Below are 18,241 nucleotides of genomic sequence, written 5' to 3'. Positions count from 1 at the left end.
ATCAAGGCGAAGACGGGCGCGAGGCTGGAGCTACATCGCGTCGCCTAAGAAGAAGCGATGGATTAGGAAGTGGTCTCGGGAACGACTCTCAGTATAAGTATGTAATGCGAACTAATATCAAATATATGTGGTTGGCTTATCGTATTTTTGATGCGAACAATCCAGAACTTGAGTGAGATATCCAGTCATGACTGAACTCCAGATCCAAAAATTCAAGCCGCTGACGCGGCATACGATCACCAAGGTGCCGCAATGGGCCTCACTGTCGGTCGAGCAGCAAGAAGCGGTCGACATCGTTTCCCGGGTGCTGCCGTTCCGGGTTAATTCGTATGTTCTGAACGAGCTGATCGACTGGAACAACATCCCGGACGATCCGATCTACCGTCTGACGTTCCCCCATCGCGACATGTTGCACGAGAGCGAATATGCGTCGCTGCGCGAACTGGTGCGCGCCGGTGCGGCGGAATCTGAGGTCGAGACGGCGGTACATGCGATCAGGATGCGTATGAATCCGCACCCAGCCGGACAGTTCACGCACAACGTACCTTACCTCGACGGTGCGCCGCTCGCCGGCCTCCAGCACAAGTATCGCGAGACGGTATTGTTCTTCCCGAGCTCGGGCCAGTCGTGCCATGCTTACTGCACGTTCTGCTTCCGTTGGCCGCAGTTCGTAGGCGTGAGCGAGCTGAAGTTCGACGCGCGTACGTCGGGCGCGCTGGTCGCCTATCTGCGCCTCCATCCGGAAGTCACCGACATCCTCGTGACAGGCGGCGATCCGCTCGTGATGAACGCGCGTTCGCTCGCCGAATACCTCGAACCTCTGCTGACGCCCGAATTCGCGCATATCCAGAACATTCGGATCGGCACCAAGTCGGTCGCGTACTGGCCGCACCGCTTCGTCACCGACAAGGACGCCGACGATCTGCTGCGCCTGTTCGAAGCGGTCGTCGCATCGGGGCGCAATCTAGCACTCATGGGCCACTACAACCATCCGCGCGAGCTCAAGCACCCAGTCGCAGAGCAAGCCGTGCGGCGCATCATCGGCACCGGTGCAAGCTTGCGCATCCAGGCGCCGCTGATCCGCCACATCAACGAGGATCCGGCCGCCTGGGCCGATCTCTGGACGACGGGCGTACGACTCGGCGCGATTCCATACTACATGTTCGTTGAGCGCGACACCGGGCCGAGCGACTACTTCAAGCTGCCACTCGCGCGCGCCTACGAAATCTTCCAGGCCGCCTACAGCCAAGTGTCGGGACTTGCTCGCACGGTGCGCGGCCCATCTATGAGTGCGTTCCCGGGCAAGGTCATGGTGGACGGTATCGTCGAGCTGGGCGGCGAGAAAGTGTTTGCGCTGCAACTCCTGCAAGGCCGCAACTCGGAATGGGTCCGCCGTCCGTTCTACGCGAAGTTCGATCCCGAGGCTGCCTGGTTTGACGAGCTGGTTCCGGCCTTCGGCGAAAAGCACTTCTTCTTCCAGCGGGCCTTATCGGAGATGGATGGCAAGCATGCGGACAAGCGGATTCCGATCCACCCGGCGGGCGAGGTCGACGAGAACCTTCTGGAGGCGGTGGAATGAACAGCACCACGCAATCCGATCGCACCGTCTACGACGTTTTTGCGCTGCGCTATGCAACGCACGATACGCGCCGCAGCGGCGAGAACTATCTCGGCGATGATCCGCACGACGACATCGCGATGCCGCTGGACTTCTATGTCTGGGTGATTCGCGGCAACGGTCGCGTAGTGCTCGTCGATACTGGCTTCGACGCCGCGACCGCCGAACGGCGCGGCCGACGCTACCTGCATTCGCCGATTGCGCTGCTCGGCGAGCTCGGCATCGCCCCGAGCGACGTGGACACGGTCGTCATCAGCCACATGCACTACGACCATGCCGGTAACATCAGAGCATTTCCCGATGCGACGCTGCGCCTGCAAGAGGCCGAGATGGCCTATTGCACGGGACGGTGCATGTGCCACGAGGTAGTGCGCCGGCCGTTCGAGGCGGGCGATGTCTGCGCTGCGATCGAGCGGCTGCATGCGGGCCACGTCGAGTTCACGAACGGCGACGAACCGATCGCGCCGGGCATCGACGTGCACCTGATCGGCGGCCACACGGCCGGCCTGCAGGCGGTGCGCGTGCGTACGGCGCGCGGCCACGTCGTACTGGCAAGCGATGCGGCCCACTACTGGAACCACGTTCGCACTGGCCGCCTATTTCCGATCGTCCATCACGTCGCGGCGATGCTCGATGGGCACCGCACGCTGACGAGGCTCGCTGACGGGCCCGATCACGTGATTCCCGGGCACGACCCGCTGGTTCGCACACGCTTCTCACACTGGAACGGCCATCCGGACATCGTCGCGCTGCATGAGAAACCCATCGTGCAGACAGAGAACGTTCGGGACGAGGCACGACTTGAAACGGAGGGGGCACAATGAGTCATACAATTCCGATCGCGATTATCGGCATGGGGCCGCGCGGCGTGACCGTGCTTGAGCGCCTGCTCGAATACGCGAATCGCATTCCGCCCGACGTAGCGCTGGCCATCACTGTCTGTGATCCGAACGAATGCGGGGAGGGCGTGCACCGCGCGACGCAGCAGGATCATCTGCTGATCAACACCGTCGCCTCGCAGGTGACGATGTTTGCGCCGCAGAGCCGGCTTGGCCGCGACGGTTCGCCGTCCTTCCTCAAATGGGCGCACCAGGAGGGCTACCGCGTCGTCGATGGTGCGTTCCGGCGCGTGCCGGAGGGCGAGGGTCGAGCGATCACCGATGCCGATCATTTGCCGCGCAGCCTGCTCGGCGAATACCTAAGCTGGATTTACGAGCACATCGTCGCGGCGTTGCCGCGCAACGTGACGATCACGCACCGGCGCTCGACTGTCGTCGATCTTGTGCCATTGCAGAATGGCTACCAGGTGATAGAGCAGGACGGCGTCAAGCACACTGTGGAGTTCGTGTTCCTGGCCACGGGGCATGGGCGTCGCCAGCCTTCCGAGGCCGACAAACGCTACGTCCAGTTCGCGAAACGTCATTTTATCAACAATCCCGATCTTACCTACCTGCCAACGCCGTATCCCGTCGAAATACTCGACGAGATTACCGCGAGTGCGATCGTCGCGATCCAGGGATTCGGGCTGACCGCGCACGACGTGATCTCGGCGCTGACGCTGGGGCGTGGCGGCCACTACGTCGAGCGCAACGGCGAGCTCGTCTATGAGAAGTCGGGCCTCGAGCCGCAGATGCTGCTGGTGTCGCGTCAATGTTTGCCGTTTGCGGCGCGCGGCATCAACCAGAAGGGGGTGACCGGCCGCCACGAGGCGCGTTTCTTCACGCCGGCCGCCGTGGCGAAGCTGCGCGAGACTGCGTTCGAGGCGACGGGAGACCCGCGCATCGATTTTCGTGACCATGTGCTGCCGCTCGTGATCAAAGAGATGGCGTACGCGTACAGTGCCGCGTCACAACGCGGTGCCGTCGACGCGGAGACCTTCGAGCCGTCACCGGCTGAGTTGCAGGCCGTTCGCGAGATTCTCTGGCCGCTCTACGGCAGAGAATTTCGCTCGTTCGCGGATTTCCGCGAGTTCTTCTACCTGATGTTCGGTGACGATCTCGATCATGCGCTGCGTGGCAATCTTGCGAGTCCTGTAAAGGCTGCCACCGACGCGCTACGCGACACGCGTGAGGCGCTGCGCGCGGCCGTCGAATATGGCGGCCTCACACCGGAGTCCCATCGTTACTTCATTGAGGATTTCAACGCGATCACCAACCGCGTGTCGTTCGGGCCGCCGTTGCGCCGTAACCGCGAGTTCCTCGCACTGCATGCCGCCGGTCTCATCGACATCGCGGGCGGTCCCGGCGCGCAGGTGATCGACGACGAAGCGAGCGCACGTTTCAGAATCGAAGCCAGCTACGGCGAGCGCGTCGAACGATGGTATGCCGACGTGCTGGTGTCTGCGCGGCTCGACAGCTACAGTCCGCTGACTGATGCCTCGCCGTTGTCGGCCGCGCTACTCGCGCGCGGCATCGTACGTCCCTACCTGAACGGCAATTACCACCCGGGCGGCATCGACATCGACACCGGCTTGCATCCGGTCGGGCCGGACGGCAAGAGCAGCGAGCGACTCTGGGCGATCGGCTTTCCGGTCGAGGGTGCGCATTTCTATACGCATGCGCTGCCGCGTCCCGGCATAGCGTCGCGTCAGACACGCGACGCGGCGTGCTGCGTGCAGGAGTTGCTCGACGCGATTGCGGCAGAACGCGCCCTCGCGACGTTGGCCCGCGCGGGCACCGCGCCGCATCCGTCGCCAACCTGCGGCGATGCGGCGCTTGCAACAACTGAGGAAAACTGATCATGTTTGAGCTGCATGATTTCTACCGCTCCTCCGCGTCGTTCCGGGTTCGCATCGCCCTGAACTTGAAGCGGCTCCGTTACGACCAGGTCGTCCATGACCTCGATGCCGGCGCGCATCGGGCGCCTGCGTATTTGGCGGTCAACCCGCAGGGCCTGCTGCCGGCGCTCGTCGCGGGTCGACAGGTGCTGACCCAGTCGTTAGCAATTCTCGAATTTCTCGAGACAGTCTATCCCGATCCGCCGCTGTTACCCGCAGCGCCGGCCGAGCAGGCGCGCGTGCGTGCGCTGTCCCAGGCAGTCTCGGCCGACGTCCATCCACTGACGACGATGCGCGCCGGCCACTATCTGAAGACCGTTCTCGGTTGCGACGACGCGGCCGTCAAGCACTGGAAGCAACACTGGATGATCGACGGCCTGTCCGCAATCGAGACGATGCTCGCGGCCGATCCGGCGACGAGATGGTTCTGCCACGGCAACCGCGTGTCGTTCGCAGACATCGCGCTGGTGCCTCAGATCGTATCGGCGCAGAAGCTCGGCATCGTCATCGATGAATTTCCGACGGTCGGGCTCATCGTCGACCACTGCATGCAACTTCAGCCATTCCGGGATGCGCATCCGGACGCCTGCTCACCTCAACCCACGCTGATCACGGAGTGACCATGCAGCCTATCGAAGGAGACATCCTTCCATTCTCCGAATACCTGGAACTGACCTCCAAGCCGATCGCCAATCCGGTGATCTGGCGATGGCAGGCGATCGAATCCGAGACGGGCACTCGCCCCCACAATCAGCAGGGCACGCTGGCGCTCTCTGGCGGAAACGTTGACGAACACGGCACGGTGGCGCCCGATCTTTCCCTCGTCATCCAAGTACTCAGGTCTGGCGAGACGACGGAGCGCCATCGTCATTCCTTCTGGCATCTGTACATCGCACGCTCGGGATCGGGCGAACTCGCTTTCGGAGAGGATGGCGTGACCGAACACATCGAGTCCGGCGACACCCTGTTCGTTCCAGCCTGGTGCTATCACACGATTAGCAACCGTTCGGGCAGCGAGCCGTTCGTGCTGTACCGGCTCCAAAACCTGCCGCAGAACGCGAGCGCCGGCAACCTGATGCGCGAGATAGGCGGCAAGCTGCAGATCATCTATGCCGACGCCGGCTTAGCCACGCATCGATAATCCAACGGGCGGGTGGGGGCGTCGCCGCGGTAATCCGCCGCCATCTGTCGAAGCGGAGAACTGATTTGACATATACTTTCGATAAAGGGTTCATATACAGGATGCCTACGCATTTCGGGCCGGCTCCGGGGCCGCGACAACTTCCCGACGGGCTTTCCGCGGATCCGGACCGCAAGCCGAAACGCATGACCGTCGCCGCGTCGTTCCTGACCGACACGGCGAGTCTCGAACGGCATCTACCCAAGAATTTCGCGCTGGCCGGAGAGCCCGTCGTGACTGTCGAGTTCCATTACCTGACCGAGGTCGACTGGCTCGCCGGCCGCGGCTACACGATGGTCCATGTGAGTTGGCCCGCCGTGTTCACCGGCCTGCGCGACAGCGCGAGCGGCAAGTTCCTCGCGGTGGCCTGGGAGAACCTCGCCGATCCGATCATCACGGGGCGCGACGAAATCGGCCATCCGAAGCTGTACGCCGACGTGCTTGCGCCGCGCAGCTTCGGCGGTAGCGAGCTCTGCGAGGCGGGCTGGATGGGCTTTCGTTTCCTTGAACTCGCCGTCGGCGCTCTCGTGCAGGCGCCGACAGACGGCGCGCTGAACGGCAGTGACGGCACGCTGATGCTGAAGTACAAGCCGCGCACCGGCGAGTGGGGCGCGGCCGATCTCTGCGAGGTCACTCTGACACCGAGCCACGATCCGCACGTGACGATCGAACGCCGATACACGGGCGACGCGCGTCTGCATTTTCATCGCGCGACGTGGTCGGACCTGCCGACGATGGCGCACGTCGTCAATGCACTCGCCGACCTGCCGGTGCTAGAGATGCGAGGCGGCACCGTAGTTCATGCGCACGGCGGCAAGTCTTATCGCGACCAACGCGTCTTGCGCTGAGCCGGCCTCGTGCCGTTTCCGCCGTTCGATTCCTGACGTCTCTTTCATGTTCTGTCGGATCCGACGTGTCCGACGCCAACCCGGAGAGGTAATGAAATGACTCGAGCCTTCACGCAGCAATTCGATGTCGCCTACGGCGACCAAGACCCCGCCGGCCACGTCAGCGCGACAATGTACTACGTGTACATGCTGAACGCCTACATGCTCTATGCACATGAACTGCTAGATGTGCCGATGACTGACGGCATCCCACAGATCATGCTGAAGACTTCGTGCGAGTACGTGCATCCGGCAAAGTGGGGCGATTCGCTCGAGGTCAACGCATTGATCACGCGGATCGGCACCAAGAGCTTCGACATCGAATACCGGATCACGATCGCCGGTGACGCGACACGCGTGATCGCGACGGGCCGTTCCACGCACGTCGCGTACGATTACGCGACCGAACGGAGCGTGCCGCTGTCGGACGCATTCCGTGAGCGCGTGCGCGCCTATCAGGAGGAGGCGCACGAAGCCGAACCGGTTGCCTGACGCGCGACGTTGCCCGCACGGTCCGGCGCGCCGGACCGCGTCACGACCTGACCAGGGGAACCGGCATGTCCACTGTAACCTCGTCCCCGGACGGCGAAGATTCGTCGAGTCTCTATCGCTCCTGCTGCCTCTTCTGCTCGTGCGTTACCCGTTTGCCTGTCTCGACAGGCTCGACGTTGTCCTCGCGAAACTGCAGATGCAGATCGATCTGGGTTTCTTGCACCTGCAGTACGACGTCGGCGCCGGCACCTTCTCTAACCGTGATTGTGCTGGACAACGCCCGGGTCCACCACGGCATTGACCAGGCAACGCGAGAACGTTAGCTGATCGATCACAAGCCCCTTCAGTTCTATCTGCCAGCCTACAGCCCCGAACTGAACATGATTGAGATCCGCTGGCGGCGGATGAAGTACCGATGGTGCCGCTTCGTCACTTGAACCAAGAAAACCGTCGATGCTGAACTCACGGAACTGCTACGTGGCTAGGACACCGCTTTCCAAATCAATTTTTCGCGAATACTTTATTTCGACCCTTATTTAACGAGTGCGATCAGAAAAAACGCCCCCGCAGGGGCGCCGATAATCGCGGATGTCGAAAAAACACCCATAAAACATGAATAATTCCGAAACCCGCAGCTGAGAAAATCGGGACGTTCTACCGATCGACGGAAATAAATTCCTGATATTCCGGCTGGATCGTGCACAGATCGACTGCCTGCAGGCGCCATGCGCCCTTGGCCGGCTTGCCCGCCAGCTCGGCGGGGCCGTGCTCCCGCCCGCTTTCCGCTTCCTGTTGCGTCGGGGCGAACGACAGCCCCTCCAGCTTGCATACGGCCTTGCCGCTGTCGGCCGCGCACAGTGCCATCGCGCCCTCGACGTCCTTGACCTTGCCCCACGTCGGGAGGTCGATGCCCTGATGTGCCTCGCGAGACCACAGCCGTTCATCGGTGTCGACCCACAGCACTGCGAATGCTTGCCGAGTCGCTGAATCGCTGCCATTGATTCGAATGGTGAGGCGCATTGCATCGTCTCCTGTTGAAAAGAAAATGACTCAATCGACCATATGTGCGCTGTGCAGTCTAGAGATCTTGGCGGTAAACGCAAGACGCAGTGCGGAATAAATGAACACATTCAGTATTTATGTCGGAAATGAACAGGTCGCGAACTCATGCATCGTGGTCGGTTGCGTTCGTCGCTTCGGCGCCGCCGGACGCGGGTGCGCGCGCTGCGCGCAGGGCGGCGGCGGCGGCCTGCGCGGGCGTCCGGGCGCGTCGCTGTGTCGCGCTGTGCCAGTCATGTTTTTAATTTCAGGGACACATTGTCCCGGGTCGAAATCAGGGATGCATCATCGCGGCGATTTGATGGTGCGCGAGCGATATCGGGCATGCGCGCCATTTAGGCCATGCGCGCCGATTTTCGGCGCCTGAAAATGCCGCTGGGCGCGACGCGCCCGGTTGAATGAGTGGGCCGGGCGTCAGGATGCCCGCGCGCCGAGCTCGATCAGGCGGTCGAGCGAGCGGTAGATGTCGTCGAGCGCCGCGGTGCCGAAGCGCTCTTCGAGCAGCCGGTATTGCTCCTCGATGCGCGGGGCGATTTCCGTTATCAGTTTCCGGCCGTGTGGCGTCAGGCTGACGATCAGCCGGCGCTGATCCTCTTGCGCGCGCGTGCGCAGGATCAGCCCGTCCCGCTGCATGCGCTCCAGCACGCCGGTCAGGCTCGGGCTCAGGATGCAGCAGCGCCGTGCGATCTGGCCCGCCTCCAGTCCGTCCACCGGCTCGCCATCGAGCACACGAATGATCCGCCATTGCTGTTCGGTCAGCGCGAATTCCTTGAGGATGGGGCGAAATTGCCCCATCAACGTCTCGCGGGCTTCGAGCAGCAGCATGGCCAGATTGCGACGGTCGAGCACAGGTTTCATGAGCATGACGGGGTAGCGGCGGACGCGCCGATCTTAACAGGAGGTGTGTTGCCGATCGCCTGTCAGGCCCATCAGGGTGATCGCGGGAGCAGATCGGGTGAATCAAGTCATTTCGGACGGCGCGGCAATGGGGTAACAGACGTTTATTTCGATTCCGCTGCCGCTGCCGCTGCCGCCGCAGTCGCTGCGGTCGCAATCGCAATCGCAATCGCAATCGCAGCACCAGCACCAGCAGCCGTAGTCACCGCCGCCGCCGCTCCGCTCAAAACCGCTGCTGCATCCCGGCTGTGACGCCGATCTGCGTATCGCCGTACCCGGCCGCATCGCGCGACACGCCGACCTTCTGGCCGTGCTGCGCAATCGCGTAGCCGCCCGCCGCGTACAGCATCGTGCGCTTCGACAGCGCGTATTGCGCGCGCAGCGACAGCAGCGTCGGATCGGCGCCGCCGCCCTTGACGTTCTGGTGATAGACCGCCGCGATCAGCGAGAACGCCGGCGTGAACTGATACGAGCCGCCGGCCCACACCATATCGCTCAATTGCTTCGCCGCCGACGTCCGGAACGTGCGCCGGTAGTTCCGGTAGCCTGCCATCGCCTTCAGCTTGCCGAAGTCGTAGCTCAGGCCGGCGTGAATGCCCCGGATGCTGTCGACGGGATCGGCCGGCGTCACGCTGTCGGACGCGCCGTTCTGGCGGTCAAGCGTGACGACTGCGGCGAACGGGCCGCTTTCGTAGCCGAGCGCGAAATCATATTTCGAGCCGCGCTTGAGGCTGCCGGGTGCATTGCCGAAGCCGTACATCGCGCCGAACCGGAAGCCGCCGAGCCTGCCGTCGTAGCGCACCGTGTTCGACGCGCGCGTGAGCAGGCCGTCCTTGCGTCCGCCCGTGGCCATCGACGACGACGCCCACGAGTAGTTCCGCGCATAGCCCATCGGGTCGAACGGGAGCAGGTAGTCGGAGGTGACGGTGAAATTGCGTCCGAGCGTGACCGCTCCCCATGGGCCCGTCAGTCCGACCGTCGCGCGGCGCGCGAAGATCGAATCCGGGCCGTCGCTGAACCTGCCGTTCGCGGCATCGATGCCGCTTTCGAGCCGGAACACCGCGCTGAGTCCGCCGCCGAGCTCCTCGACGCCGCGCACGCCCCAGCGCGACGTATTCCGGTTGCCGGACTTCAGCCTGAATGCGCTGCCGCCGTCCCGTCCGGCGTGGTTCGTGTATTCGATTCCGACGTCCACGATCCCGTAGAGCGTGACGCTGGACTGCGCGTGCGCGGCCGAAGTCGCGGCGAGTGCGGTTGATGTCATTGAGATAAGGAGTGCTTTATGATATGGGCGATATGAGAATGGCTTCATTGACGTCGTCTCCTTGTGTCTTCAGTGCGATTCAAACTTCAGGTGTCGCCGGGCTGCCGCCTGCCGGGCAATGAACGGGCTGGTTGCCGTGGCGTGATTGTTGTTGTGACGAGGCTTCAGATACGCGCCGCCCGGCAGCGCGCAGGTGCCTGCTGTGCGGCAAGCGGCAAGCGGCAAGTGGCAAGCGGCAAGTGGCAAGTGGCAAGCGGCAAGTGGCAGAGCGGTAGAGCGGTAGAGCGGCGCGCGCAAAACGGCGGGTGCGCGCCGCCCGGCAGCGTCAGCCCGCCTTTGCGAACGCCCAGCAATCGTTGGCGGGGAATTCGATCCAGTGTTTTCCCGCTGCGCGCGGTACGTCGCCGAATGCGCGCAGCCGCAGGCCGCCGCAATGGAACAGGTACTCCCAGCGGTCGCCGAGATACATCGACGTGACGAGATCCGCATGCAGCCGGTTCTCGCCGGGGCCGTCGGCGACCTGCACGCATTCGAGCCGGATCACGGCCTGCGCGTCCTGGCCGGGCGCGAGCGTGTCGCGGGCGAGCGCGCGCAACTGCCAGCCGTCTCCCGCAAGCATCACGCACGCGCCGTCGACCGCCGCGACGCGCGCGTCGATCCGGTTGTTGCTGCCCATGAATTCCGCCGTATACAGCGAGCGCGGCGCGCCGTACAGCTCGGCCGGCGTGCCTTCCTGCTCGATGCGGCCGTCGCGCAACAGCAGGATGCGATCGGACATCGCCATCGCCTCCGTCTGGTCGTGGGTCACGCACAGCGCCGACAGCCCGAGCGACACGATCAGCTCGCGCAGCCACGCGCGCGCTTCCTCGCGCAGCTTCGCATCGAGGTTCGACAGCGGTTCGTCGAGCAGGATCACGGGCGGGTTGTAGACGAGCGCGCGTGCGATCGCGACGCGCTGCTGCTGCCCCCCGGAAAGCTGATACGGCAAGCGTTCGGCGAGATGCCCGAGGCCGAGCTGGTCGAGCGCGGTCTGCACGCGGCGCTTCCGCTCGGCCGGCGCGACGCGGCGCAGCTTGAGCCCGTAGCCGACGTTGTCCGCGACGGAACGGTGCGGCCACAGCGCATACGACTGGAATACGAGGCCGAGCGAGCGCTGCTCGACCGGCAGGTCGACGTGCTCCGCGCTGTCGAAGAACACGCGGTCGTCGAGCCGGATGCGGCCGCCGGACGGGCGTTCGAGGCCGGCGACCGCGCGCAGCAGCGTGGTCTTGCCGCTGCCCGACGCGCCGAGCAGGCAGACGACTTCACCGGCCTTCAGTTCGAACGACACGCCGTTGAGGATCGGGTTCGCGCCGTAGCTCAGGTGGAGATTGTCGACGGTGAGCTTATCCATGAAGTTTCACTCCGAAGCGCAAGGCCACGCCGAGACCGGCGCCGACCATCGCGATGTTGATGACAGAGAGCGCGGCGACCTGGTCGACCGCGCCGGTGGCCCACAGCGACACGAGCAGCGCGCCGATCACTTCGGTGCCGGGCGACAGCAGGTAGACGGCCGTTGAATACTCGCGCTCGAAGATCATGAAGATCAGCAGCCACGCGGCGAGCAGGCCGAAGCGCACGAGCGGCAGCGTCACGTCGCGCGACACGCGGCCGCGCGTCGCGCCCACGCTGCGTCCGGCCTCCTCGAGTTCCGGCCCGACCTGAAGCAGCGCGCCCTGAATCAGCCGCATGCCGTAGGCGAGCCACACGACCGTGTATGCGATCCAGATGCTCCACATCGAGTTCTTCAGTTCGCGCAGGCCGGGCACGAACAGGAAGATCCACAGGAACGCGAGACCGGCGAGCAGGCCCGGCACCGCGCGCGGCAGCAGCACGAGGTAATCGAGCAGCTTCGTCGCCCAGTCGTTGCGGCGATGCCCGGCGAACGCCACCAGCGAATAGAAGCCGACCGCGAGCGCGCCGCCCGCCACGCCGATGCCGAGCGTGTTGACGATCGCGCGCACCAGGTTGTCCTGCTCGAACAGTTCGGTGAAGTTCTCCAGGGTCAGCACGTCGCCGAGCGCCACGCCGTCGCCCCAGTTCGTCACGAACGCGCGCAGCACGATGCCGGAGATCGGCACGATCACGGTCAGCGCAAGCCACAGCGCGACGGTCGCGACGGCAACCCAGCGCCATGCGCCGAGCGGCAGCACCGTCGCGCGGCTGGCCTTGCCCTTGACCGTGACGAAGCGGTTCGCGGTCCGCATCAGGCGGCGCTGCAGCAACACGAGCGGGAACGTGATCGCGACGATGCAGATCGCGACCGCCGCCATCAGGTGGTACGACGGCACGCCGAGCTTGTTGGTCAGCTTGTACAGGTAGGTCGCGAGCACCAGGTGGCCTTCCGGATCGCCGAGCACGAGCGGCAGGCCGAACACCTCGAAGCCGAGGAAGAACACCAGCACGCCGGCGAACAGCAGCGCGGGCATCGTCATCGGCAGGCTCACGTCGAGCGCGACGCGAAACGGCCGCGCGCCCGTCACGCGCGCCGCTTCCTCGACATCCGCGCCGAGGTTGCGCAGCGCGGCCGCCGAATACAGGTACACGTGCGGGACGTGCGTGAGGCCGGCGATGACCGTGATCGCGAAGATCGAATAGATGTTCCACGGCGCGCTCGCCGCGCCGAATGCTTCCCTGAACCACACCGAGTAGAAGCCGACCGGGCCGGCCGCGACCACGTAGCCGAACGCGAGCACCATCGGCGACACGAACACCGGCGTGAGCAGCAGCGGCCCGAGCCAGCGGCGGCCCGGCAGGTCGGTGCGGACCATCAGGAACGCGAGCATGCTGCCGAGCGGAATCGAGATGAACAGCATCCCGCCCGCGATGATGAACGAGTTGACCACGGCCGAGCGGAAGTCGGGGTCGCCGAAGACGAAGCGGAAGCCGTCGATGCCGAACGTCTTGTTCGCGTCGAAGAACGGCGCCGACAACAGGCTCTGCAGCAGGATGAAGCCGAGCGGCAGCGCGACCGCGACGGTCAGCACCGCGACGACGATCCAGCGCAGCATGCCGGCGAGCGGCTGCAGGCTGCCGGCGCGCAGCGGGGGAATCGCGCCGGCGCCCGCGCCGGTGGAGTGCGGAACGGCCGGCGGCGTTCCGGATGTGCTGGTTGAAAGCATGAGTGTGCCCTTGCGGCCGGCAGGGCGCCGGCTGCCTGAAGGAAATCGTCGGAAACGGGCGGCACGCCGCCCGGGATGCGTGATGTGGCGTTCAGCGCTTGATCGACTGCTGCCACTGCTTGAGGAACGCCAGGCGCTTCGACTGGTCGAGGTAGACCAGCAGGCCGGAACCGATCGGGATCGGTTTCAGCGCGTCGCCGAGCGTCTTCGTCAGGCTCGCCGCGGAGGTTTCGCCGTTCACGTCGGCGCGGATCGCGTACAGGTTCGCCTGGTTCGCGATGCGCGTCTGGCCGCGCTGCGACAGCAGGTAGTCGACCCACAGCTTGGCGGCGTTCGGATGCTTCGCTTTTTTCGAGATCGTCGCGAGGCGGCTGACGATCTGCGTGTAGTCGGTCGGAAACACGTAGCCGAGCGACGTGTCCTTCTTGGCCCGCGCGTACGCATATGAACCGATGATGTTGTAGCCGATCAGGTTCTCGCCGGACGAGATCCGCTCCATCATCGCGCCCGTGCTCGACTGCAGTTTCGGCCCGGTCGCGCCGATTGCCTTCACCAGCTCCCACGTGGCCTTCTCGTTGACGTGCGCGTCCTGCGTCAGCGAGTTGAAGCCGACGCCGGATTTCTCGATGTCGTAGGTCGTGACCTTGCCCTTGAAGCGGTCGGGCTGGGACGTGAGCAGCCGGATCAGGTCGGCGCGGGTTTTCGGCACTTCGTTCGCGGCGATCAGCCGCTTGTTGTAGACGATCGCGAGCGGCTCGAAGGTCGTGCCGTACGCCTGCTTCCGGTATTGCGCCCATTGCGGCACGTGCGCGTGCTCGGGCGTGTCGTACGACGCCATCAGCCCGTCGTTGACGAGCTTCACCTGCAGATCCATCGCCGCGCTCCACAGCACGTCGGCGCTCGTGCTGTTCGCCGCGTTCTCGCTGATGTAGCGGTTGTACAGCTCGGTGCTGTTCATGTCGTTGTATTCGACCCTGATGCCGTACAGGCTTTCGAAATCCTTGATCAGCGAGCGCACGAGGCCGGTGTCGGTCGTCGAGTAGACGATCAGGCTGCCTTCCTTCTTCGCGGCGTCGATCGTGTCCTGATAGCTGGCCGGGTAGCCTGCCGGAACCTGCGCCCGGGCGTCGCCGGCGGTCGTGCCGGCGACGACGCCCGTGACGATCGTCAGGAGTACGGCAATGTGCTTCGGGGTGAACGGCATGTCTTCCTCCAATATGTCTCGGTGTTGTTCGGGTGACGCGGATGGTAAGTGCCGGGTGCTTTCAATTCGCTTTCGTTTGGGATAAAAATAGCGTTGTTTATCTTGTGGATTTCCCGAGGTTCCCATGCGCGTGCTGCTCGTCGAAGACAACCCGAACCTGGCGCAATCGCTGCACAACGCGCTGACCGCCGCGCGTTTCGCGGTCGACCGGATGGCGGATGGAGACGCGGCGGATCACGTGCTGCGCACGCAGGATTACGCGCTCGTGATCCTCGATCTCGGCCTGCCGAAACTCGACGGGCTCGAGGTGCTGCGGCGGCTGCGCGCGCGGCGCAATCCGGTGCCGGTGCTGATCCTGACCGCGCATGGCTCGGTCGAGGATCGCGTGAAGGGGCTCGATCTCGGCGCTGACGATTATCTTGCGAAGCCGTTCGAGCTGACCGAGCTGGAGGCACGCGCCCGCGCGCTGATCCGGCGCAATCTCGGCCACGAGCATTCGCGCGTCGCGTGCGGGCCGCTCGCGTACGACGGCGTCGACCGCAGCTTCCGTCTCGACGGCGCGCCGTTGCCGCTGACGCCGCGCGAGCGCGCGGTGCTCGAAGTGCTGATCCTGCGCAACGGCCGCGCGATCAACAAGGAAACGTTGTCGGAGAAGATCTTCGGGCTCGACGAATCGGTGAACGCCGACGCGATCGAGATCTACGTGCACCGGCTGAAGAAGAAGCTCGAGCGCAGCGGCGTCGCGATCGTCACGCTGCGCGGGCTCGGGTACCTGCTCGAAGCGCAGGCGGCGTGATGCGCGCGAATCTGCGGACGCGGGTCGCGCTGTGGCTGCTGCTCCCGCTGCTCGGCCTGCTCGCGCTCGATTCGTGGCTGACGTACGAGCGCGCGATGCGCGCCGCAAACGTCGCGTTCGACCGCACGCTGTCGTCGTCGCTGAAATCGATCCGCGAGGGCGTGCGGCTCGACGGGGGAGAGATCGAGGTCGATCTGCCGTATCTCGCGCTCGAGATGTTCGAGTCGGGCGACGACGGCAGGATCTATTACCTGATCCGCGACGACAATGGCCGCGCGGTGACCGGCTATCCCGATCTGCCGCTGCCGGCGGCGCGCGACGCAGGCGACCAGGCGCTGTTCGTCACGCGCTACTACGATGCCGTGTATCGCGGCGAGCGCCTGCGAATGGCGGCGCTGCGCCTGCCGATCCATGACGTGCCGACCGCGCAGTCGCGGGTCGTGTGGGTGATGGTCGGCGAGACGATCGAGGCGCGCCAGGCGCTCGCGCGGGAGATCCTGACGGGATCGCTGTTGCAGGAGGGGCTGCTCGTCGTGCTCGTGCTCGGCATCGTGTGGCTCGGCGTCGGGCGCGGGCTGCGGCCGCTGAACCGGCTGTCGGCGACGGTCGCCGCGCGCGACGAGGACGCGTCGACGCCGCTCGACACGGCCGGCATGCCGAGCGAACTCGCGCCGCTCGTCGAGTCGATCAACCAGTACATCGGCCGCACGCAACGGATGCAGGTCGCGCGGCGACGCTTCTTCGCCGACGCCGCGCATCAGTTGAAGACGCCGCTCGCGGCGGCGCAGGCGGGTGCCGAACTGGCGTTGCGGCCCGAGGAGCGCCCGCGCGCGCATGTGCATCTGCGGCGCGTGAACGGCGCGGTGCGCGAGGCGGCGAAGATCGTGCAGCAACTGCTCGCGCTGTCGCGGCTCGATTCGGATTGCGGTCATGCGGCCGCGCACAAGCGGGTCGCGCTGCACCGTCTCGCGCGCAGCGTGGCGCTCGACTGGTCGCCGGTCGCGCGTGCGCGCGACATCGACCTCGGCTTCGAGCACGACGCGGATGTGGACGTGCAGGGTCAGCCGGACCTGCTCGCCGAGATGATCGGGAATCTGGTCGACAACGCAATCCGCTATTCGGGCGAGAAGGCGGTCGTCACGGTGCGGGTATCGCGTGATGGCGGCGGCGCGCGGCTCGACGTGATCGACAACGGGCCGGGCATTCCGCCGGACGAGCGCGACGCGGTGTTCGAGCGTTTCCACCGTGGCAGCGCGACGCAGACGGTCGAAGGGACGGGCCTCGGCCTGTCGATCGTGCGCGAGATCGCGCGCGTGCATCAGGGCAAGGTGGAGCTCGCCGACGCGGCGGGCGGCGGGTTGGTCGTGACCGCGACGCTGCCGGTCGCGCGGGAGGCGGGGTAGGGCCTGCTCCCGCTACGGAACCGTGCGGCACGCTCAATCGCCGAAGCCGATTTCCGCGTCGAGCGCCTGTCCGACCTCGAGGAAACTGCCCGCGCCATGCACGATCACCGCGTTGTTGCCGAACGTCAGCGCGCCGTCGAAGCGCGGGTTGCCGCGGTAGGTGCTCATCGTGTCGGTCGGCTCGTGCGGCCACGCGGGATCGGGCGAGCCGGTGCGCTGGTCGATCGTCGGCACCGGGCAGCGGGTGCACAGCTTGACGAGGCGCAGCCGGACCGGCGTGCCGCCGGCCTGCGCGTCGAGATGCTCGACGAAGTCCTCTTCGTAGGCGTCGAGGCCGCTGACGACGAGGTTCGGCCGGAACCGGTCGACCGGAATCGCCGGCGCGCCTTTCGCGGCGAGCCGCGCGTTCAGATCGTCGAGCGACGCCTGGCCGACGACGAGCAGCGGGTAGCCGTCCGCGAAATGGGTCGATGCGTCGAGCTCGCCGGTCCATTTGCGGCTGCATGCACGCCGTGCGTGCGGCGCGAAGCGCACGAGCTTCGCCGGGCTGCCGAGGTAATCGCTGAACCACGCTGCGCTCGCCGCGCCGGTGTCGATCGCGTCGACGGTGTCGTCCCAGACCGTCGCCGCCATCGTTGCCAATTGCGCGGACGCGTCGCCTTCGTCCGACAGCGGCGTGCGCAGGGCCGCCATGCCGGGCGCGGTCACGACGAGCGCGTCGCCGTCGAATGCGGTGCGGACCAGCGCGAGGCGTGGATGCGTGCGCTGCGTGATCATCTCGCCGCGGGCGTCGGTCACCATCCAGTGCCGGTCGTACGCGAGGCCGGTGTCGAGCAACTGCGCGCGGCGCAGCGCGATGCCACCGCAGGACTTGATCGGATAGACGAATAGCTCGCTGATGGCTGGCATGGCGCAGGGGCGGAAAAAGTGGCACGTGGAGTCGGGATTGTGGCAGATCCCGGCGGGCGGCGGAAAGTGCAGGTCGCGTCGTGCACACGTCGAATACGCATCGAACCGGCGCGGCACACCGCGACGGCTGCTTCGCATACGTGCCGGCCGTGCGGCAAATCAGCGGCGTTCCTGAATCCGCCGCTTCACGTATATCCGGCCCGGCGGCTCGAAATAGGTGCCGAACCGCACGAGCCCGGCCCTCTTCAAATGGCACGTCATTTCGAAGCTCACGAGCACGCCGGGGTCGTCGTTGTCGAGGATCTCGACGTCGATCGAACGGATGCGCGGCTCGTATTTCAGGAGCGTCGCCTCCATCTGATCCTTCAGCATGTGCGAAGACGCCGGCAATGCCTTGTAGATGTTCGTCAGGTCCGGCAGCCCATAGTCCGGCAGGTGCTTCAGCGCACCGGCGCGCGTGTTCAGGATGCGCTGAACGTTCTGCTGCACGCTCATGCACTCGAGCGTCCGGTCGTCGTAGGCGCCGAGCGGCTCGCCGCCGATCTGCCCGAGCAGCATGTCGTAGAGGGACGGTCCCGCCGGCATGGCGCTGCCC

The 18,241-nt window shown here is 65.3% G+C and carries 18 protein-coding genes; 10 read left to right on the top strand and 8 right to left on the bottom strand.

Annotation, left to right across the window (positions count from 1 at the left end; genetic code table 11):
• Positions 1–187 precede the first annotated feature (187 nt).
• From LIG30_RS02930 to LIG30_RS27595, 8 genes are all read left to right on the top strand, one after another.
• Positions 188–1,579, top strand: a complete 1,392-nt coding sequence (locus LIG30_RS02930) for a KamA family radical SAM protein (protein ID WP_038709488.1) — start codon at positions 188–190, stop codon at positions 1,577–1,579.
• Positions 1,576–2,442, top strand: coding sequence for an N-acyl homoserine lactonase family protein (locus LIG30_RS02925; RefSeq protein ID WP_051994842.1), 867 nt, complete (start codon positions 1,576–1,578; stop codon positions 2,440–2,442). Before LIG30_RS02930 ends, LIG30_RS02925 begins: the two co-directional genes overlap by 4 nt.
• Positions 2,439–4,355 carry an FAD/NAD(P)-binding protein gene (locus LIG30_RS02920; RefSeq protein WP_083493870.1) on the top strand — a complete coding sequence of 639 codons (1,917 nt, stop codon included), beginning with the start codon at positions 2,439–2,441 and terminating at the stop codon, positions 4,353–4,355. The genes LIG30_RS02925 and LIG30_RS02920 overlap by 4 nt, the downstream gene beginning before the upstream one ends.
• A 2-nt stretch (positions 4,356–4,357) precedes the next feature.
• Complete coding sequence (maiA, locus tag LIG30_RS02915) at positions 4,358–5,014, top strand: maleylacetoacetate isomerase (RefSeq protein WP_038709487.1); 657 nt, start codon at positions 4,358–4,360, stop codon at positions 5,012–5,014.
• 2 nt (positions 5,015–5,016) lie between these two features.
• A complete protein-coding gene (locus LIG30_RS02910; protein WP_051994841.1) occupies positions 5,017–5,535 on the top strand; it encodes a cupin domain-containing protein in 519 nt (172 codons plus the stop codon).
• A gap of 101 nt (positions 5,536–5,636) precedes the next feature.
• Positions 5,637–6,422, top strand: a complete 786-nt coding sequence (locus LIG30_RS02905) for an acetoacetate decarboxylase family protein (RefSeq protein ID WP_038709481.1) — start codon at positions 5,637–5,639, stop codon at positions 6,420–6,422.
• A gap of 96 nt (positions 6,423–6,518) precedes the next feature.
• A complete protein-coding gene (locus LIG30_RS02900; RefSeq protein WP_038709480.1) occupies positions 6,519–6,953 on the top strand; it encodes an acyl-CoA thioesterase in 435 nt (144 codons plus the stop codon).
• 323 nt (positions 6,954–7,276) lie between these two features.
• Positions 7,277–7,390 carry a transposase gene (locus LIG30_RS27595; RefSeq protein ID WP_152985989.1) on the top strand — a complete coding sequence of 38 codons (114 nt, stop codon included), beginning with the start codon at positions 7,277–7,279 and terminating at the stop codon, positions 7,388–7,390.
• A 217-nt stretch (positions 7,391–7,607) separates the two neighbouring features.
• On the opposite strand, the gene LIG30_RS02890 is transcribed toward LIG30_RS27595, so the two are convergent.
• The 6 genes from LIG30_RS02890 to LIG30_RS02865 form a co-directional block, all read right to left on the bottom strand.
• Positions 7,608–7,973: a DUF3564 family protein gene (locus LIG30_RS02890; protein WP_038709477.1), complete on the bottom strand. Its 366-nt coding sequence runs from the start codon at positions 7,971–7,973 to the stop codon at positions 7,608–7,610.
• 453 nt (positions 7,974–8,426) lie between these two features.
• The gene (gene hpaR, locus LIG30_RS02885) at positions 8,427–8,870 is read right to left on the bottom strand and encodes a homoprotocatechuate degradation operon regulator HpaR (RefSeq protein WP_038709506.1); all 444 of its coding nucleotides are present in this window, start codon (positions 8,868–8,870) and stop codon (positions 8,427–8,429) included.
• 262 nt (positions 8,871–9,132) lie between these two features.
• On the bottom strand, positions 9,133–10,173 hold the full coding sequence (locus LIG30_RS02880; RefSeq protein WP_235510155.1) for a porin: 1,041 nt from the start codon (positions 10,171–10,173) through the stop codon (positions 9,133–9,135).
• A gap of 325 nt (positions 10,174–10,498) precedes the next feature.
• Positions 10,499–11,566, bottom strand: a complete 1,068-nt coding sequence (locus tag LIG30_RS02875; protein WP_038709474.1) for an ABC transporter ATP-binding protein — start codon at positions 11,564–11,566, stop codon at positions 10,499–10,501.
• Positions 11,559–13,334: an ABC transporter permease gene (locus LIG30_RS02870; protein WP_038709473.1), complete on the bottom strand. Its 1,776-nt coding sequence runs from the start codon at positions 13,332–13,334 to the stop codon at positions 11,559–11,561. Before LIG30_RS02870 ends, LIG30_RS02875 begins: the two co-directional genes overlap by 8 nt.
• A 91-nt stretch (positions 13,335–13,425) precedes the next feature.
• On the bottom strand, positions 13,426–14,538 hold the full coding sequence (locus LIG30_RS02865) for an ABC transporter substrate-binding protein (RefSeq protein ID WP_038709472.1): 1,113 nt from the start codon (positions 14,536–14,538) through the stop codon (positions 13,426–13,428).
• A 124-nt stretch (positions 14,539–14,662) separates the two neighbouring features.
• On the opposite strand from LIG30_RS02865, the gene LIG30_RS02860 reads away from it, so the two are divergent.
• Positions 14,663–15,334: a response regulator gene (locus LIG30_RS02860; protein WP_038709471.1), complete on the top strand. Its 672-nt coding sequence runs from the start codon at positions 14,663–14,665 to the stop codon at positions 15,332–15,334.
• On the top strand, positions 15,331–16,737 hold the full coding sequence (locus LIG30_RS02855) for a sensor histidine kinase N-terminal domain-containing protein (protein ID WP_038709469.1): 1,407 nt from the start codon (positions 15,331–15,333) through the stop codon (positions 16,735–16,737). The genes LIG30_RS02860 and LIG30_RS02855 overlap by 4 nt, the downstream gene beginning before the upstream one ends.
• 33 nt (positions 16,738–16,770) lie before the next feature.
• Here LIG30_RS02855 and LIG30_RS02850 read toward each other — a convergent pair whose 3' ends face one another.
• A complete protein-coding gene (locus LIG30_RS02850) occupies positions 16,771–17,646 on the bottom strand; it encodes an MOSC domain-containing protein (RefSeq protein WP_038709468.1) in 876 nt (291 codons plus the stop codon).
• 159 nt (positions 17,647–17,805) lie between these two features.
• Positions 17,806–18,231 carry a type VI secretion system baseplate subunit TssE gene (tssE, locus tag LIG30_RS02845; protein WP_038709467.1) on the bottom strand — a complete coding sequence of 142 codons (426 nt, stop codon included), beginning with the start codon at positions 18,229–18,231 and terminating at the stop codon, positions 17,806–17,808.
• Between the last annotated feature and the right edge of the window lie 10 nt (positions 18,232–18,241).

Source organism: Burkholderia sp. lig30, from assembly GCF_000687455.2.
Lineage (GTDB): Bacteria > Pseudomonadota > Gammaproteobacteria > Burkholderiales > Burkholderiaceae > Burkholderia.
The sequence above is the reverse complement of the archived record's forward strand: the minus strand, read 5'-3'. Positions and strand labels throughout refer to the sequence as shown.

Bases quoted from the DNA above. Each gene is read 5' to 3' on its own strand.
- LIG30_RS02930 (WP_038709488.1), top strand. From the start codon at position 188: ATGACTGAACTCCAGATCCAAAAATTCAAGCCGCTGACGCGGCATACG.
- LIG30_RS02925 (WP_051994842.1), top strand. From the start codon at position 1,576: ATGAACAGCACCACGCAATCCGATCGCACCGTCTACGACGTTTTTGCG.
- LIG30_RS02920 (WP_083493870.1), top strand. From the start codon at position 2,439: ATGAGTCATACAATTCCGATCGCGATTATCGGCATGGGGCCGCGCGGC.
- maiA (WP_038709487.1), top strand. From the start codon at position 4,358: ATGTTTGAGCTGCATGATTTCTACCGCTCCTCCGCGTCGTTCCGGGTT.
- LIG30_RS02910 (WP_051994841.1), top strand. From the start codon at position 5,017: ATGCAGCCTATCGAAGGAGACATCCTTCCATTCTCCGAATACCTGGAA.
- LIG30_RS02905 (WP_038709481.1), top strand. From the start codon at position 5,637: ATGCCTACGCATTTCGGGCCGGCTCCGGGGCCGCGACAACTTCCCGAC.
- LIG30_RS02900 (WP_038709480.1), top strand. From the start codon at position 6,519: ATGACTCGAGCCTTCACGCAGCAATTCGATGTCGCCTACGGCGACCAA.
- LIG30_RS02890 (WP_038709477.1), bottom strand. From the start codon at position 7,973: ATGCGCCTCACCATTCGAATCAATGGCAGCGATTCAGCGACTCGGCAA.
- hpaR (WP_038709506.1), bottom strand. From the start codon at position 8,870: ATGAAACCTGTGCTCGACCGTCGCAATCTGGCCATGCTGCTGCTCGAA.
- LIG30_RS02880 (WP_235510155.1), bottom strand. From the start codon at position 10,173: ATGACATCAACCGCACTCGCCGCGACTTCGGCCGCGCACGCGCAGTCC.
- LIG30_RS02875 (WP_038709474.1), bottom strand. From the start codon at position 11,566: ATGGATAAGCTCACCGTCGACAATCTCCACCTGAGCTACGGCGCGAAC.
- LIG30_RS02870 (WP_038709473.1), bottom strand. From the start codon at position 13,334: ATGCTTTCAACCAGCACATCCGGAACGCCGCCGGCCGTTCCGCACTCC.
- LIG30_RS02865 (WP_038709472.1), bottom strand. From the start codon at position 14,538: ATGCCGTTCACCCCGAAGCACATTGCCGTACTCCTGACGATCGTCACG.
- LIG30_RS02860 (WP_038709471.1), top strand. From the start codon at position 14,663: ATGCGCGTGCTGCTCGTCGAAGACAACCCGAACCTGGCGCAATCGCTG.
- LIG30_RS02850 (WP_038709468.1), bottom strand. From the start codon at position 17,646: ATGCCAGCCATCAGCGAGCTATTCGTCTATCCGATCAAGTCCTGCGGT.
- tssE (WP_038709467.1), bottom strand. From the start codon at position 18,231: ATGCCGGCGGGACCGTCCCTCTACGACATGCTGCTCGGGCAGATCGGC.